The organism is Enhygromyxa salina, assembly GCF_002994615.1.
GTDB classification, from domain to species: Bacteria; Myxococcota_A; Polyangia; order Nannocystales; family Nannocystaceae; genus Plesiocystis; species Plesiocystis salina_A.
Genome location: NZ_PVNK01000168.1, coordinates 1 through 15442, shown reverse-complemented (window position 1 = coordinate 15442; position 15442 = coordinate 1). Strand labels below are relative to the sequence as shown.

Genomic DNA, 15442 nt, shown 5'->3' with positions numbered 1-15442 from the left:
AGCGATCTCGTCATTGGCATGGATATCGGGTCGACCACCGTGAAGGCGGTCGTCATCAACCGTCATTCGTACGAAATCCTGTGGAACGACTACCAGCGTCACCACACCAAGCAGCCCGAGAAGGTCCTCGAGCTCCTCGAGGCGATCATCGAGGCTCACCCCGAGGTCCTCGAGGGCGGCACCCAGATGTTTTGCACGGGCTCCGGCGCCGGGCCGATCGCGGAGCCGACCGGGGCCAAGTTCGTCCAAGAGGTCAACGCGGTCACGCTCGCGGTCGAGCACCTCTACCCGGATGTCCGGGCGGTCATCGAGCTCGGAGGCCAGGACGCGAAGATCATCGTGTTCAAGGCCGACCAAAACGGCAACCTGACCGCGAACGCGTCGATGAACGACAAGTGCGCGTCGGGTACGGGCGCGACGATCGACAAGTGCATGATCAAGGTCGGCGCCGAGCCGGGCTTCGCGACCAGCTTGCACTTCTCCGATGAGGCCCTCCACCACGTCGCGGCCAAGTGTGGCGTGTTCGCCGAGACCGACATCGTCAACCTGGTCAAGTCGGGCATCCCCAAGGACGAGGTCCTCAACTCCCTCGCCGACGCGATCGTGCTCCAGAACCTGTCGGTCCTGACCCGCGGCAACACGCTCAAGCCCAAGGTCATCCTGCTCGGCGGGCCCAACACCTACCTGCCCTTCTTGCAGGAGTGCTGGAAGCTGCGGATCCCCGAGACCTGGCGCGACCGCGGCTACGAGCCCCCGGCCGACATGACCGTCGACGAGATGATCTTCGTGCCCGAGAACGCCGAGCTCTACGCCGCGTTCGGGGCCGCGATCTACGGCATGTCGCTGCCCGACTCGGGCGCGGTGTTCAAGGGCATCGGCCCGCTGCAAGAGTTCATCAAGAACGGCCGCCGGGCCAAGCTCGGCGAGCAGGCCGGGCCGCCGCTGTCGGCCACGACCGACGAGACCGACAGCTTCCGCGAGACCTACACGATCGCCAAGTTCGTGCCCCCGAAGCTCGAGCAGGGCGAGGTCGTCCGCGCGGTCATCGGCCTCGACGGCGGCTCGACCTCGTCCAAGGCCGTGCTCGTGCGCGAGAACGGCGAGATCGTCGCCAAGGCCTACCAGCTGTCGAAGGGCAACCCGATCGTCGACGCCAAGGATCTGCTCCGCTCGCTGCGTGACCAGGTCGAGGCCCAGGGCGCGACGATCGAGTGCCTCGGCTTCGGCGCGACCGGCTACGCCGCCGACGTGCTCGAGGAGGTCGCGCTCGCCGACGTCAACATCGTCGAGACCGTCGCCCACATGATGAGCGCGGTCCACTTCTTCGGCGACGTCGACGTGATCTGCGACATCGGCGGGCAGGACATCAAGGTCCTGTTCATGCGCAACGGCGACATCCAGGGCTTCAAGCTCAGCAACTCGTGCAGCGCCGGCAACGGCATGCTGCTCCAGGCGATGGCCGACCAGTTCGGGATCCCGATCACCGAGTACGCCGACAACGCCTTCGACGCCGCGCTCGCGCCCAAGTTCTCCTACGGCTGCGCGGTGTTCCTCGACACCGACCGCGTCAACTTCCAAAAAGAGGGGTTCCAAAAGCAGGAGCTGCTCGCCGGCCTCGCCCAGGTCCTGCCCAAGAACGTGTGGCAGTACGTGGTCCAGATCCCGCGCCTGGCCTCGCTCGGGCGCAAGTTCGTGCTCCAAGGCGGGACCCAGTACAACCTCGCCGCGGTCAAGGCCCAGGTCGACTACATCAAGGAGCGGGTCCCCGACGCCGAGGTCTTCGTCCACCCCCACACCGGCGAGGCCGGGGCGATCGGGGCCGCGATGGAGACCCTGCGCCGCTACGAGCGGACCGGGACCTCGCGCTTCATCGGGATCGAGGCGACCCTCGGCCTCGACTTCACGACCCTCAACGACGAGACCACGACCTGCCACTTTTGCCCCAACGAGTGCAGCCGGACCTTCATCGACACCAAGCGGCCCGATGGCAGCGTGTCGCGCTACATCTCGGGCTTCTCGTGTGAGAAGGGCACCGTCGAGTCCAAGGAGGCCATGCTCGAGGTCGTCAAGGCCAAGAAGAAGATCGCCTCGCAGTACCCCAACATGGTCACCTACGAGGGCAAGAAGGTGTTCCAGCACTTCTACGACCCCTCGCCGATGCCCGCGGCCGGGACCATGATCGACGACATCGAGGTCAAGGCCGGCGTGCTCAAGATCGATCGCCGCAAGATCCGGCGGCCCTTCGAGCGCTCCGACGCCCACGAGCGCCTCAAGCAGGTCCGCATCGGCATGCCGCGGGTCCTCAACTTCTACTCGACCGCGCCCTTCTTCCGGGCCTACTTCGAGGCCCTCGGCGTGCCCAAGCAGGGCATCGTGTTCAGCGACGTGACCGACGAGACCCTGTGGACCGAGGGCGGCCGCTACGGCTCGGTCGACCCTTGCTTCCCGGCCAAGGTCTGCCAGGCCCACATCCACAACCTGCTGTTTCACAAGCACCAGCCCGAGAAGAAGCGCGGGCTCGACTTCATCTACTTCCCGGTCAAGACCTTCATCCCGGGCTTCATCGTCGACACCCACAACAACGGCGTGTGCCCGGTCGTCGCGGGCACGCCCAACGTGATGCGGGCGGCGTTCACCAAAGAGGTCGACTTCTTCGCGACCCGGGGCATCGAGTACGTCGATGACCCGATCAACATGGAAGAGGTGAACTTCCTCAAGAAGAACCTGTTCGACACCTGGGGCCCGCGCCTCGGCATCACCCAGGACGAGAGCGACTTCGCCTGCGCCCAGGGCTTCGCCGCCCTCGATGCATTTAACTCGGACATGCAGGAGAAGGGTCAGGCGATCCTCGACACCGCCGAGGCCGAGAACTCGATCGCGATCTTGGTCCTCGGCCGGCCCTACCACGCCGACCCCGGCATCGGGCACTCGATCCCCGAGGAGTTCCAGGCCCTCGGCTACCCGATCCTGAGCATCCGCTCGATCCCCAAGAGCCGCGAGTACCTCGACCGCTACTACAAAAAAGAGCTCGACAGCGGCGAGCTCGGCTCCCCGCTCGAGATCAGCCAGGTCTGGCCCGAGAACTACCTCGCCAACAGCGCCCAGCGGGTCTGGGCGGCCAACTTCGCCGCCCACCACCCCAACGTCGCGATCTTGGATCTGTCGAGCTTCAAGTGTGGCAGCGACGCGCCGACCTACGGCCTCGTCGACTCGATCATCCAGTCGGCCAAGGTCCCGGCCGCGGCGCTCCACGACCTCGACGCCAACAAGCCCGGCGGCTCGATCAAGATCCGGGTCAAGACCTACACCCACTCGCTCGCGCTCCACAAAGAGCGGCTCGAGGACGCCTCGGCCAAGCGCGAGGAGCTCCAGCAGTCGATCGAGCGCAAGCGCCTCGAGCTGCTCGAGCTCAAGCAAGAGCAGCTCCGCAAGATGCAGCGCCGCGACCCCGGCATCGACGAGGCGCTCGAGGCCGTGCGCAAGCGCGTCCGCGACTACGTCCCCAAGCCCGCGGTCGAGACCGGCCAACGGCTCCTGAGCAAGGCCAAGAACCTGGTTCAGATCCGCCTCGGTCGCAACTGACCTCCCCCCTTCCCAACCACCGCCACCCAGCCCAACTCCGCAGCCACCCCCAACTACAGGATCTCTCATGAACGACGTCATCCCGCACAAGCTCCCGATCTACGGCCAGTCGCAGATCGCCGACATCGAACAAGAGCTCGCCGAATTCGAGCAACAAGAGCGCGAGCGCCTCGGCATCGAAGAGACCAAGTACTGGACCGACGAGATGGTCGACCTCGGCTTCACCAAGTCCGAGAAGGCCAAGATCACCATGCTGCTCGGCGGCCTGACCGTCGCCCAGGACATGCTGATCGAGGCCGCGGTCAAGGCCGTCGGCTACAACATCTTGGCCCTCGATCGACCCGACAACGAGTCCCTGCGCCTCGGCAAGGAATTCGGCAACCGCGCCCAGTGCAACCCGACCTACTACACGGTCGGCAACCTCGTGAAGTACCTGACCGCGCTCCGCGACGAGAAGGGCATGGAGACCCAGGAGATCATCGACAAGTTCGTGTTCTTCACCGCCGGGTCCTGCGGCCCGTGCCGCTTTGGCATGTACGCGACCGAGTACCGCAAGGCCCTGCGCGACGCCGGCTTCGACGGCTTCCGCGTCATGCTCTTCCAGGAGAAGGGCGGCGTCGACCAGGCGACCGGCGAGGACAGCGGCCTCGACATGAGCCCCAAGTTCTTCTTTGCGATCATCCGCGGCCTCCTGATCGGCGACGTGATCAACGGCCTCGGCTACCGCATCCGCCCCTACGAGAAGGTCCCCGGCGCGACCAACATCGCGATCGAGGAGGCCAAGCAGGTCTGCTACCAGGCCTTCACCGACAAAAAGCCCCTGCTCCCGGCCCTGCGCAAGGCCAAGAAGATCATGGCCGCCGTCGAGGTCGACCACATGCGCATCCGGCCCTTCGTCGGCATCACCGGCGAGTTCTGGGCGATGACGACCGAGGGCGAGGGCAACTACTTCATGCAGCGCTTCCTCGAGCAAGAGGGCGCCGAGGTCAAGATCCAGTTCGTGACCGAGTGGCTGCTCTACAACATCTGGGAGGAGGTCGCCGACCTCGACCAGCGCGACAAGCTCCGCGAGCACGACGAGCAAAGCGGGCTCGAAGAGAAGGGCCGCTACGGCGCGTTCAAGAAGCGCAGCCTGCTGTGGCTGGCCCAGCAGGCCGTGCGCGCGGCGTGGACGACCTACTCCGAGGCCATGGGCTACCACGACTACCACCTCCACAGCGTCGCCGAGGGGACCGAGACCGCCAAGGGCTACTACAGCTCCGAGCTGCGCGGCGGCGAGGGCCACATGGAGGTCGCCAACACGATCAGCAACTTCGTCGATCGCAAGACCAACATGACCTTGAGCGTCAAGCCCTTCGGCTGCATGCCGAGCTCGGCGATCAGCGACGGCGTCCAGTCGGTCGTCGCCGAGCGCTACCCCGGCACGATCTTCTGCGCCGTCGAGACCAGCGGCGACGGGGCCGTGAACTTCTACTCGCGCGTGCAGATGTTCCTGTTCAAGGCCCAAAAGGCCGCCGAGCAAGAGGTCAAGAGCGCGCTCGAGGACTGCGGCGTGACCCTCGAGGAGGTCGAGGCCCACATCGCCAAGACCCCGAAGTTCCAGGACTCGCTGTACTTCCCCAGCCAGCGCAAGATCGCCGCGTGCAAGGCCGCGCGCATGGTCTACGACGTGTCCGACCACATGAAGACGACCTCGTGGGAGCGCGGCGTGCTCGAGGCTCGCAAGGTCGCCGACAAGACCAAGGGCCTGGCCAACAAGACGATCAAGGCCGCCCCGACCATGGCCCGCGGGGCCAAGGTCGTCGCCCGCGAGCTCGGCGAGGAGGCCCTCTTGCAGCTGCAACAGCGCGTGCCCCTCGACCGGCTCCCGGTCATCGGCCAGCGCTTCGCCGCCCAGCCTGACTGAGCCTCGCCTGGCCAAGCGCCACCGCGCCATTGACAGCGGTCCTCGACGATGTCGAGGGCCGCTCTTTCGATCGCCCACGGGCGCTCCGCTCCTCGGCCGACTGCGAGTCTTGGCGACCAAGCTCCGGCAAGGAGGCCAAGCCAAGCATTGGGCCCCGAGCTGGTAGGCTGCGTGGATGTCCGAGTCCCCCCGATGCGCCCTGTGCCGCACCACCGAAGACCCTCGCCCCAACCGAATCGGCGGCATCGACCTGTGCCGCCGCTGCCACGACGGCGGGGCCGTGGCCGCCGCCCACGCCCGCGGCTTTCAGCTCAGAGTCAAGTGCGGCTTCGTCGGCCACGGAGACAAGCGGGTCTATGTCGCTCAGGGAGACGCGTCAGTCGCCAGACCGCTGTTCGACGCCAGCTTCCGCCGCAAGGGGCTCGCGAGCCTCGTCGGTCTCCTCGGCATGACGATTCGCGTCGAAGACCCCCTGTTTCACAAACTCGGCGTGATCATCACCCGCGACAAGCCCGGCACCCACCGCTTCATCGACGACGACGGAGCCCAGACCGCGGTGATGGATCTGCTCGGCGAGGACGTCAGCGTCAAGGTCAAACGCGCTGGCCAGGTGAAGCTATCTGGCCGGCGCAAGCATGAGCCCTTCGATCAGACCGCGATCGAGCGCGAGCTCGCGGTCTTGCTCGTGCACCTCGACGGCTACGCTGCGAGCTGACAGCTGCGACGCAAAGCAACGCGCAGTAATAGCACGCAGCGCGTCGGCGCGAAGCTCGGCGCTGGCGGTGAGCGCAGTTGCGGATCCTCAGCATCGTGTTAGTCAGTGCCCACGGACCATGCTCGAGAACCTAGAGAACCTAGAGAACCTAGAGAATCGAACTGTAGAGAGCTCAGATTCTGCCTCCATCGACGTCCACGCCCCCGATCCCGAAGACTCGCGTGATCTGCTCCTGAAGGTGCCTGGGGCCGCGCCCGTCCACGCCCGAGACGACGTCTACTCGGACCGTATCCGCTGCGACCACCCGGGGGTCTCGCCCGGCGCGCTGCTCGGCCAGTCCTTGCTCGCGGCCGCCGAGCGCCTCGATCGTGGTCGAGTCGTCGCCTTCGTGCGACCGAAGGTCGAGCGAGGTCTCGAGCAAGTGGGCTTCGAGCGCGAAGGATTGATCCCGGGCTTCTACGAAGGTGAGCTGCCCTGCGCGGTCATGGGTGCGTATCCCGACGCGAGCCGCAGCGACTTGGCCCATCCACGTGAGGTTGCCGAAGTCAAGGCCTTACTGGCCGCGCGTGAGGCAGAGATCTCCCACGACGAGGACGGAGCTCGCGCCCCTGCTCGCCCACGTCACCCCCGGGTCGAGACCCGCCGCGCGACCATCGACGACGCCCCCGCGATCGCGGCCCTGCTCGACGAGACCTTCGCGGCCTACCCGACCCCCTCGGGTGATCCAGACTACCTCGCCGCCGCGATCGCCGAGGGCACGCCCTTTCGCTTCGTCGAGGACAGCGGCCGCGTCGTCGCCTGCGCGAGCGCCGACCTGATCGCCGACGCGCGCACGGCCGAGCTCACCGACTGCGCGACCCGCCCAACCCACCGCGGTCGCGGGCTGATGCAGAGCGTGTTGCTCGACCTCATGGACGACGTCCGCTCGCTCGACTACCCGACGGCGTTCACGCTCGCGCGCGCCCGGGTGCCCGGCGTGAACCTGGCCTTCGCCAGGCTCGGCTTCTCGTTCAACGGGACCATGCGCCAGTCGTGCCGGATCGGCACGGGCATCGAAGACATGAACATCCTGTCTCGGCGCCTCGACGATCGCGCAGCTGCGGCGATCTGAGCCCGTAGTAGGGTCATGGCCGTGCCCGCACGTCCACGGACCCCGGTGTTCTTCAACGAGCTTCAGCTCGAGTTCAAGCCCCGCTACGAGTGGGCCTTCGGCGAGAAGATCACCCACCCCGAGACCACCGCGCGGGCCGAGTCGATCTTGGCCGCGGTCGGCCAGGCCCACGAAGACTTCGACATCCGCGTGCCCGCGCCGATCCCCGCGAGCGCGCTGCGTGGGCTCCACAGCATGCAGCTGCTCAACCTCTACGCCGCCGCCGAGCAGCTCCCGGGCGACAAGGACTTTCACCCCACGGTGTTCCCCAAGCTCAAGCGCGGCGAGGGGGACCCGACCAACATCCACCAGGCCGGCGCCTACTGCTTCGACTCGGGCACCCCCCTCAACGCCCAGACCCTCAGCGCCGCGACCTGGAGCGCCGCGTGTGCCCGCGCGGCCGCGACCACCCTGCGCAAGGGCACCAAGCTCGCCTACGCGCTGTCCCGCCCGCCCGGCCACCACGCCCAGCGCGACCTCTTCGGCGGCTACTGCTACTTCAACAACGCCGGGATCGCGGCCAAGACCCTGCGCCGCAGCGGGCGGGTGGTCGTGCTCGACATCGACTTTCACCACGGCAACGGGACCCAGGATCTGTTCTTGCGCGACGACAAGGTCCTGACGATCTCGCTCCACGGCGACCCCCGCGAGTACTTCCCCTTCTTTTGCGGCTACGCGTCCGAGGTCGGCGAGGGTCGGGGCCGCGGCCACAACATCAACCTCGTGCTCGAGTCGGAGATCGACGGCGCCCACTACCTCGCCGCCTTCGAGGCCCACGCGCTCCCCGCGATCGAGCTGTTCGAGCCCGACTACCTGGTCCTCGCCGCCGGCCTCGACACCTACGAGCGCGACCCGATCGGCAACTTCAAGCTGACGACCGAGGACTTCTTTCGCCTCGGTGAGCGGATCGGGGCGATCGGCCTGCCGGTCGCGGCGATCCAGGAGGGTGGCTACTACGCCGCGCACCTCGGCCGCAACGCGGTCGCGCTGCTCCGGGGCCTGCGCGCCGGGCTCGGGCTCGCGGACTGAGAGCGACACAGTCGCCAGTCAGGGCCGGTCGCCCTCGGTTCGGCGCTCGCGGTCGACCACGCACAGCTCGGTGCGTGGCCGCGGTGATCGTGTATGGCTCCTTCGACACCGATGGTCGGCTCGGCCTTCGACTTCAGTATTGACTCGCCAGCGCGCCCCTGACCTTCATTCAACGCGCCGACTCCTCGCTCCGCCTCGAGTCCGTTTCCGTCGAAGTCGACGGCGTCCATGCCCGTCTGCTTGCGCTTGGTCGGCGCTCCGACGCATGCCCTCGGTCGCTCCCGGGGGCGGCCGTCGCCGCTACACCAAATCGACACGGGGGCCTCGCCGCGATGTATCCTGGCTGTGATGGTCGACGAACCCAATCCCTACGCGCCGCCGAGACACGACGAGCCCGCCCCCACCCAGATGCCCAACGCTCAGGTCCCGCCGGAACTGGAGAGGCTGAGGCAGGAACACATCAACGCCGAGACCAACGTCAAGACCCTTGGCGTTCTCCTGTACATCGGCGCCGCCAGCACGCTCCTCAGCGCCGTGGGCACAGTCGCGCAGGACCCCGCGGCTGCGCTCATCAGCCTGGTCGTCGGCGTTGGCCTCGGGTTGGGTGGTTTCTGGCTCCGTCGCCTCGATCGCCGCGGTCGAGCGGTCTATTCGGGGGTCATCGGGCTCTCCGTCGTGGTGTTGGTGATCGCAAACGCCGGGCAACCCTTCACCTACCTGGCTGGCCGCATGTTCTGGCCGCTCTTGTTCCTCGGGCTGCTGTGGGGAACCAAGGCCAGCACCGTGATGAGTCCCCACTATCGCGACGTCGTCATCCCCGCCACGCCACACGTCAAGCGCAAGACTTCGCGGGCCGTCATCGCAATCGGCGTCCTGCTCCTGCTCTTGATCGTGGCCCTAGTCGTCGCCGGCATGCTCGAGTGAAGCACAAAAGCGGAGCTCACAGCCGCCTCACTAGCGAGGCTGAACGGCGAGCCTGTGCAGGACGAGCTCGGGGAGTGCTTCTCGCCGCCGCGGGCCTGCGCTCGGACGCTCTTCTCGACCCACGCTGCGACTCGATCGCCGCCAACGAAATCAGCTGCGCGAAGAGCGAGTCCGCGCGGTGACCAGCGAGCCCCTGCTAGCAGCCCGGGGTGCTAGAGCTCGCGCCGGCCTCGTCGTCCACGTCGGGCTGGCTCAAAACGATCCTCGTCGCACGACGAGGCTCATGGGCCAAGCCGCCGAGTTCGGCGGTTTGTTTTGGGTTCCGGGGCCCAGTTGGACATTGCGTGGAGCTGTCGCGCGACCGCTCCCCGGACACCCGCGCCTGAACCGAGACCCGCGCGAGCGCGCTCGATCGTCGAGCGACCACCGAGCGCGAGCGCGTCGAGCTGTGCCTGGATCCGGCGCTCCACTCCATCGAGCTCGCGCCACGGGGTCTGGCCGCTCACGAGGTCATCGAAGCGATCGAGGACGAGGTAGCCGCACGTGTCGAGATGATCTTCGATGAGCTCCTGGCGCTGATGAAAGGCGCTGGCCGGGGCCACCTGCCGCCGGGCCCACAGCCGCTCGAGTCGCTCGCGTAGAGCAGTCCCGCCGCCCGAGCGCGCCAGGACGGCGCCGCCAAGCTGGCCGTCGTCATCGCTCGCGTAAGCGAGCGCCCGCGCTCGCGTGGCGAGCTCGAGCTGAGCGAGGATCATAGCGAGGCCACCCGTCGCCGCGCCCGCGTCACCGAAGCTACCGGCCGTCGATGTTCGGACCAGCGGCTCGGGCATCCGTTCGACGCAGCGCAGGTACGCAGCGTGGAACTCCTTGGTGAAGCGAGCCTGGCCGGTCTGACAGTCGACCACCACATCGACGGGTGGCGAGGGAGACAAAGAGCGAAACAGGCTCGTGAGCCCCGTCGAGATGCTCGGCTCCGAGCCCGCGAAGGGGTTGGGCTCGCGGCCAATCGCCAGCTGTTCGCAAGCGATGGCGGTCGGCAGGCCAGCGAGCGGCGCGTCCGGCAGGCAACACAGCGCCACGCAGGCGCCCTCCCCCGGGATCAAGCCGTCGCGGTTGTCATCGCCCAGGGTCTCGCACGCGCGAGCGAGCGCCGCGAGGGTCTCACGGTCGCAGCGGCTGTCGCTGGCAAACACGAGCACGGCCTCGCACCTGCCTTCGTCGAGGAGCTCGCGGGCACGGACCAGGGCCATGAACCAGCTCGCTCGGGCGTGCCGAGCACCGTGCACCGACGCGATCTGCTGGCCAGCCTCACGCGCCCGTTGGACCACCCGGTCCTCGAGCTCGGTCCCCTCCTCAGCGGCGCTGGCGTGGACCAACGCGACGCGCCCGGGCTCCCAGCTCAGACCATCGAGGAGATCGGCGAGCGCGTGCTCGAGCAGCGCCCGACGTCGGGCGGCCCGAGGCTCGGCGATCGCCAGCGTCTCGAGCGCGACGACGGTCACGGCGCCCCGGGGCCCGAGGCGATGCTCGAACGCAGACGTGCCCGCAATGACCTCGGCCTGAAGCCCGCTCGCCTCGGTGCCCAGGGCCGCGCAGGCGCCGAGCTTGGCGATGACGAAGCCGCTCACGGATCGGCCTCCCAGTCCTGCAGCTCGCGCAGCGTAGCGATCTCGAACTTCCCGAGCCCGTCCTCGAGATCGATCGAGTGCCTCGCGTAGAGCGTGACGGTCTCGCGGTCGAGATCGATCTCCAGGCCATCGACGCGCATGAGTCGGCGGCGGATGCCCTCACGGGCTCGATACTTGAGCTGCATGCGGACCCGCGGAAGCTCGAAGCATCGCGCCGGACCCGGCAAGAAGCCACCGAGCACGATGGCCTCGCCGCCGCGCAAGCACCCGCGACGCAGCCGAGGTGGCGCGGCGTGGAAGAAGCGAAGATCGAGATTCTCCGGCCAGTACGGCGCCCGATCTCGCTGCCAGCTCTCGTCGTAGGTGCCCGCGTGACCGAGCCGCGGCTGCCACTGAGGCGGGACCGGTCCGAAACCGACGGGGTCTCGACGATCTTTGGGCGTCTGGATGAGCGCGCCGTGGGCCTCGAAGTTCGGCAGCGGCCTGCCAGCGAGCTCGCCGCGGGGCGGGTGACACCCGACGAGGTTTCTCCCCTCGCGCGGGCCGCCGTAGCATCGCTCCCAAGCGATGGGCATGGCCTCGAAGGGCTCCGGCTCCGTCGCGTGCCAGCCCGACAAGCTCCGCTCCCAGCGGCGGTCGCCCACGACCCACGACTCGAGGCACAGCTCGCCAACTTCGAGGCGAAGCTCTCGGGCAGTCAGCGGGTGCTCGCAACGGATCGAGCCGCGAACGTAGACGTCGGCGCCAGGGCGGACATAGGCCGTCTGAGCGACCTGGGTCAGGCCCGAGCTTCCCGCGTGGGCGAAGTAGCGGTCCTCGAGTGGGACCGCGGGCTGGGTCGCGGACGGTCGAGGCGCAGTGGTCGAAGGAAGCGGGATGTCGAAGGTCGCACCGACGACCACGACCAGGACGTCTCGGCCGTCGCGGTCGTAGCTCGGGAACGCGGCGTGGGACCACCGGCTGAGGTTGTCGACGCTCATTCTCGGATCGGGCGGTCGACCGCGCCGACGTGGTCCGCGAGGATCTCTTTGATCTCTCGGAGCTCGCGCGGGTCGGGGCCTTCATCCGCGAGTCGCTGAGTGCCGACGTCCGACGGGGAGACCATCTGGGAGATTGTTCAGTGGCCAGTGGGCAAGGCTGGCGATCCAGGGTGGGTCAGATGCATCCGATCCAGGCTTGGTCACTTTGCCCGATCCACAACATAGGTCGAGACCTCAGTGATCCGGCGGGGTGCGTCCAGTGCTACCGTGCCGCCACCATGCCCAGCCAAGCCAGCAGCAAGCGCATCGACGTCGCCAAACTCAAAGTCGGCGACTTCTTGTCCGAGACGCAATACTACAGGGTCACCAAGATCATCGACGGCAAGGTCGAACTGGAGAACGAGCGTGGGCTCAGGCTCTCTGTCACCAATCGGATCATCGAAGAGGGCATGTACTCCGCCGGGCAGTTTGAAGAGACGGTCACGCTCAGCCGTACGGCTCTTTGTGAGGTGCTCGAGAACGCCGGCGACTCGATCTTCACGGTCAACTTCAACAAGCAGCTCAAAGAGAAGGACGTCGTCACGGAGCTGCTCGAGGTCGTCAAAGAGCTCGGGGCCGACGCCGACGCCAAGGTCTTGACCAAGAAGCTCAAGGCGGCGGTCAAGAAGGGCGTCAGCGGAGAGGTTCGGACCCTCGTCGGCTACCTCATTCAGACCGAGGCCAGGATGGGTCGCAGCCAGGTCATCGACCTCGAGGCCCCACCCAAGCAGCGCTATCGGCTGGTCGATCACCGCACGATCAACTGGTTGGTGCTCAAGAACGTGAAGTACACGCTCAAGAAGCGCTAGGAGCATGCAAACCGAGCGCAGCTCGAGGTCGCCCCCGGGAAGGGCGGCCCCATCACCGTGCTCGCGGGCACCCAGGTCTGGGCCCATCGGATGGGGGAGTCACCGATCCCCTTCGAGGTGGGTGAAGGCCTGGCCGATCTTCACGCGGGTGAGCTCGGCGGTCCGCGGGAGTTTGACCTCGATGAGGCGTGGAACACCCTGACTGTGCACGAGCCCGATGGCGCCCAACCCAGCCTCGCCAAGGGGGCGACCGAGATGTTCTTGCTCGGCACCGTCGGCTCGTCGGCGTGGCAGGACAGTGGCCGCATGCTGGTGCTGCACGAAGATCCCAGCGACGGCTCCGCGCCCAAGCGTCACCTCGTGCATGTCACCGAATATGAGCCGATGCCCGACGGCCTCGCTGGATTCGACGTCACGCGCGTGGCATGGGCCGAGCACGAAGCGCTCCCGTGTCCGATGCTCATCGCCGACACCACGGTCAAGGCCAACGTCGTCCCCGCGACCGCGGGCGAGACCTTCCAGGAGTTCTTTAGCATTCGCGGTGATGGCAGCGTCGACTATGCGCAGGACGTGGTCGAGCGCGAGGGCCCGTTGAACTCGCTGGCGACCTCACGGCCACCGCTGTTTCGCTATTCCCCACGCCAATGCGAGGCGCTCAGCCTGGGCTGGCTCGGCCAGCTCGACGCTTCGGTGCCCGAGATCGAGCTGCAAGAGGCCGACCCACTTGGCGACCCCTACGAATGGGACCCCGACAAACAATGGACCTGGCGGCGGACCCTGCTCGACTCGATCGGCGATGACGAGCACTTTACCCTCGAGGACGGCACCTGGCGGCGGATCATCGGCTATCGCAAGCCCGACGGGACCGAGCTCGTGCACCAGGATTGGGCCGCCAACGCCGGCTATACGATCCGCTTTGGCGAGGGCGAGTTTGGCCGGGTTCCCGCCGATGGCACCTTGTTCCGGGTTCGCTACCGGTCTGGACCTGGCTCGTACGCCAACGTCGGGGCCGGGGCGATCGTGCATCTGTATGACCCGGTTGGCGGTACTCCACCGTTTGATCCCGACCTGAGCGGCGCGTCCAACCCCTTCGACGTCACGTCCGGGGCCGAACCCGAGACCATGCAGCGGGCGAAATTTCTCGCGCCCGTGGCCTTCCGGCACGACACGCTCAGCGCGGTCACGTCGGCCGACTATGAGCGGCTCACCGAGCGGCTCGAGTGGGTGCAGCGCGCCAACGCGAGCTTTCGTTGGACCGAGCGAGTGCAAGCGCAGCTCGCCCTCTTCGTCCCTCACGTACACGGGGGCCCAGGGCAACCCGGGTCCCTACCGTGCTAGGCTGGCCTCGAATGCTCGACAGGCCACGGCGGTGGGAGGTGCTGGCGCTCGGGCTCGGGCTCGCGCTGATCGGCTGCTCGGGCGAACCGGGGCGCGAGCTCCCCGAGACAGGACCTGTACCCGAACCCCCACGCTGGCCCACTGTTCAGGCGTCTCGAGATCATGTTCTGATCGGTCCGGCGTCTGTGATTCACAGCCCCGAGCACTTCGGGGAGGTCGCGCGTCTGCCCCCCGACGCCGGCTTTCTCCGCCTTCGCGTGATCGAGCGGCGCGACGGGTGGCTGATCGCCAGGCCATCGCCGACCGAGCTTTCCCTACGGCACGTAGACGTGGAACTCGCGCTCGCCGACAGCTCGCTGCATCCCGCTGCCAAGCAATGGACGCGACGCCGCTACGACGACGGGACTGAAATCGAGATCGCCCGTGGTGCACCGCTGCGTGCCATCGGTGATCAGCGCTACGAGCTGATCGTCGACGGGGTCGGCCTCGCGCTCGACTTCGACGAGGATCCGACCACGCTCTATTTTCACCCCAGCTCGCGCCGCCGGGCCCGCAAGCCCGACCAGCGCGTCGACTGGGACTGGTCGGGACCAGGCGAGCTTCTCGTCGGCCCACAAGCCCTCCACGCCGCCGGGCCGGCCTTGGTAGCGACCTTCGAGCTCAACGATCGGCGCGCGCGCCTCGTCGCGTTCGAACGCCACGAAGCCAGGATCATTGCTCGAGTAGCACCGACCGGGCGCGTCCCCGACCCCGCGGTCGGAGCCGCCGAGCTGGAGCTCGGTTGGGAGTCGATCGAGAGCGGCACGACTCTGTATTGGCCGGGCGGCGCGTTCGCGGGCCATGTCCGACACACGATCGACGTGCGCCCATCCGCTAGCTCGGGCTCGGCGGCCGGGCTGAGTTGCTACGCGATCGCGCCGCTCGAATTGTGTACTGATCCATCCCCTGAATCAGCCGGTCGCCCGGCCGGCTCAACCACTGAATGATCCCATGCAATCCCCTGGCCGGGCCGGCTGCGCTACGCGATGGGCTACGATCGAAAGTTGTGCGCCGACGTGCTCGACGCGTTCATCGCCTCGCTGCGTCGCTCGCTGCGTTGCCGGGCAAAGGCAAAGCTCGGCCTGCGCTCGGTCGAGGACGCGCGCTTCGGTGCGATCACCTTCATCCAGCGCGCCGACTCCTCGCTGCGGCTGAACGTGCACTTTCATTGCCTCGTGCTCGACGGCGTGTACGTGAGGGACGACGAGGGCGAGCTGCGCTTCCACTCGCTCGGCGCCCCCACCCACGAAGAGGTCACCGAGGTTGCGAGGTGGACCCACGCGCGACTCAGCGGTGTGCTCGA

13 protein-coding genes are annotated in these 15442 nt (G+C 67.5%); 10 read left to right on the top strand and 3 right to left on the bottom strand.

The features are described 5' to 3' along the window. The first annotated feature begins 18 nt into the window (after nt 1-18). From ENSA5_RS19255 to ENSA5_RS19230, 6 genes are all read left to right on the top strand, one after another. The gene (locus ENSA5_RS19255; protein ID WP_258182927.1) at nt 19-3582 is read left to right on the top strand and encodes a BadF/BadG/BcrA/BcrD ATPase family protein; all 3564 of its coding nucleotides are present in this window, start codon (nt 19-21) and stop codon (nt 3580-3582) included. A gap of 67 nt (nt 3583-3649) precedes the next feature. Next, nucleotides 3650-5488 carry a 2-hydroxyglutaryl-CoA dehydratase gene (locus ENSA5_RS19250; RefSeq protein WP_181197932.1) on the top strand — a complete coding sequence of 613 codons (1839 nt, stop codon included), beginning with the start codon at nt 3650-3652 and terminating at the stop codon, nt 5486-5488. Between the two features lie 175 nt (nt 5489-5663). Next, nucleotides 5664-6203, top strand: coding sequence for a hypothetical protein (locus ENSA5_RS19245; protein ID WP_106393144.1), 540 nt, complete (start codon nt 5664-5666; stop codon nt 6201-6203). A gap of 118 nt (nt 6204-6321) precedes the next feature. Further along, nucleotides 6322-7314, top strand: a complete 993-nt coding sequence (locus ENSA5_RS19240; RefSeq protein ID WP_181197931.1) for a GNAT family N-acetyltransferase — start codon at nt 6322-6324, stop codon at nt 7312-7314. 21 nt (nt 7315-7335) lie between these two features. Beyond that, nucleotides 7336-8382, top strand: a complete 1047-nt coding sequence (locus ENSA5_RS19235) for a histone deacetylase family protein (RefSeq protein ID WP_181197930.1) — start codon at nt 7336-7338, stop codon at nt 8380-8382. A 348-nt stretch (nt 8383-8730) separates the two neighbouring features. Then, entirely contained in the window at nt 8731-9306 is a 576-nt protein-coding gene (locus ENSA5_RS19230) for a hypothetical protein (RefSeq protein WP_106393141.1), read from the top strand. A 281-nt stretch (nt 9307-9587) separates the two neighbouring features. Here the strand turns inward: ENSA5_RS19230 and ENSA5_RS19225 are convergent, their stop codons facing one another. The 3 genes from ENSA5_RS19225 to ENSA5_RS39280 are packed head-to-tail and all read right to left on the bottom strand — an operon-like array spanning nt 9588 to nt 12039. Further along, nucleotides 9588-10934, bottom strand: coding sequence for a hypothetical protein (locus ENSA5_RS19225; protein ID WP_106393140.1), 1347 nt, complete (start codon nt 10932-10934; stop codon nt 9588-9590). Beyond that, nucleotides 10931-11914 (bottom strand): DUF2169 family type VI secretion system accessory protein, encoded by a 984-nt coding sequence (locus ENSA5_RS19220; RefSeq protein WP_106393139.1) that lies wholly within the window; start codon nt 11912-11914, stop codon nt 10931-10933. The genes ENSA5_RS19225 and ENSA5_RS19220 overlap by 4 nt, the downstream gene beginning before the upstream one ends. Beyond that, complete coding sequence (locus ENSA5_RS39280; RefSeq protein WP_258182926.1) at nt 11911-12039, bottom strand: hypothetical protein; 129 nt, start codon at nt 12037-12039, stop codon at nt 11911-11913. The genes ENSA5_RS19220 and ENSA5_RS39280 overlap by 4 nt, the downstream gene beginning before the upstream one ends. 153 nt (nt 12040-12192) lie before the next feature. On the opposite strand from ENSA5_RS39280, the gene ENSA5_RS19215 reads away from it, so the two are divergent. The 4 genes from ENSA5_RS19215 to ENSA5_RS19200 form a co-directional block, all read left to right on the top strand. Further along, nucleotides 12193-12762: a hypothetical protein gene (locus tag ENSA5_RS19215; protein ID WP_106393138.1), complete on the top strand. Its 570-nt coding sequence runs from the start codon at nt 12193-12195 to the stop codon at nt 12760-12762. 90 nt (nt 12763-12852) lie between these two features. Beyond that, nucleotides 12853-14100, top strand: a complete 1248-nt coding sequence (locus ENSA5_RS19210; protein ID WP_181197929.1) for a baseplate J/gp47 family protein — start codon at nt 12853-12855, stop codon at nt 14098-14100. Between the two features lie 185 nt (nt 14101-14285). After that, the gene (locus ENSA5_RS19205; RefSeq protein WP_106393136.1) at nt 14286-15086 is read left to right on the top strand and encodes a hypothetical protein; all 801 of its coding nucleotides are present in this window, start codon (nt 14286-14288) and stop codon (nt 15084-15086) included. Nucleotides 15087-15125: 39 nt separating this feature from the next. After that, on the top strand, nt 15126-15442 hold a 317-nt coding region (locus ENSA5_RS19200), incomplete at its 3' end, for a transposase (protein ID WP_181197928.1).

What these genes read in the sequence shown, in the direction of transcription:
- ENSA5_RS19215 (WP_106393138.1), top strand. Translation starts at nt 12,193, where the DNA reads ATGCCCAGCCAAGCCAGCAGCAAGCGCATCGACGTCGCCAAACTCAAA.
- ENSA5_RS19250 (WP_181197932.1), top strand. Translation starts at nt 3,650, where the DNA reads ATGAACGACGTCATCCCGCACAAGCTCCCGATCTACGGCCAGTCGCAG.
- ENSA5_RS19230 (WP_106393141.1), top strand. Translation starts at nt 8,731, where the DNA reads ATGGTCGACGAACCCAATCCCTACGCGCCGCCGAGACACGACGAGCCC.
- ENSA5_RS19245 (WP_106393144.1), top strand. Translation starts at nt 5,664, where the DNA reads ATGTCCGAGTCCCCCCGATGCGCCCTGTGCCGCACCACCGAAGACCCT.
- ENSA5_RS19210 (WP_181197929.1), top strand. Translation starts at nt 12,853, where the DNA reads ATGGGGGAGTCACCGATCCCCTTCGAGGTGGGTGAAGGCCTGGCCGAT.
- ENSA5_RS19240 (WP_181197931.1), top strand. Translation starts at nt 6,322, where the DNA reads ATGCTCGAGAACCTAGAGAACCTAGAGAACCTAGAGAATCGAACTGTA.
- ENSA5_RS39280 (WP_258182926.1), bottom strand. Translation starts at nt 12,039, where the DNA reads ATGGTCTCCCCGTCGGACGTCGGCACTCAGCGACTCGCGGATGAAGGC.
- ENSA5_RS19220 (WP_106393139.1), bottom strand. Translation starts at nt 11,914, where the DNA reads ATGAGCGTCGACAACCTCAGCCGGTGGTCCCACGCCGCGTTCCCGAGC.
- ENSA5_RS19255 (WP_258182927.1), top strand. Translation starts at nt 19, where the DNA reads ATGGATATCGGGTCGACCACCGTGAAGGCGGTCGTCATCAACCGTCAT.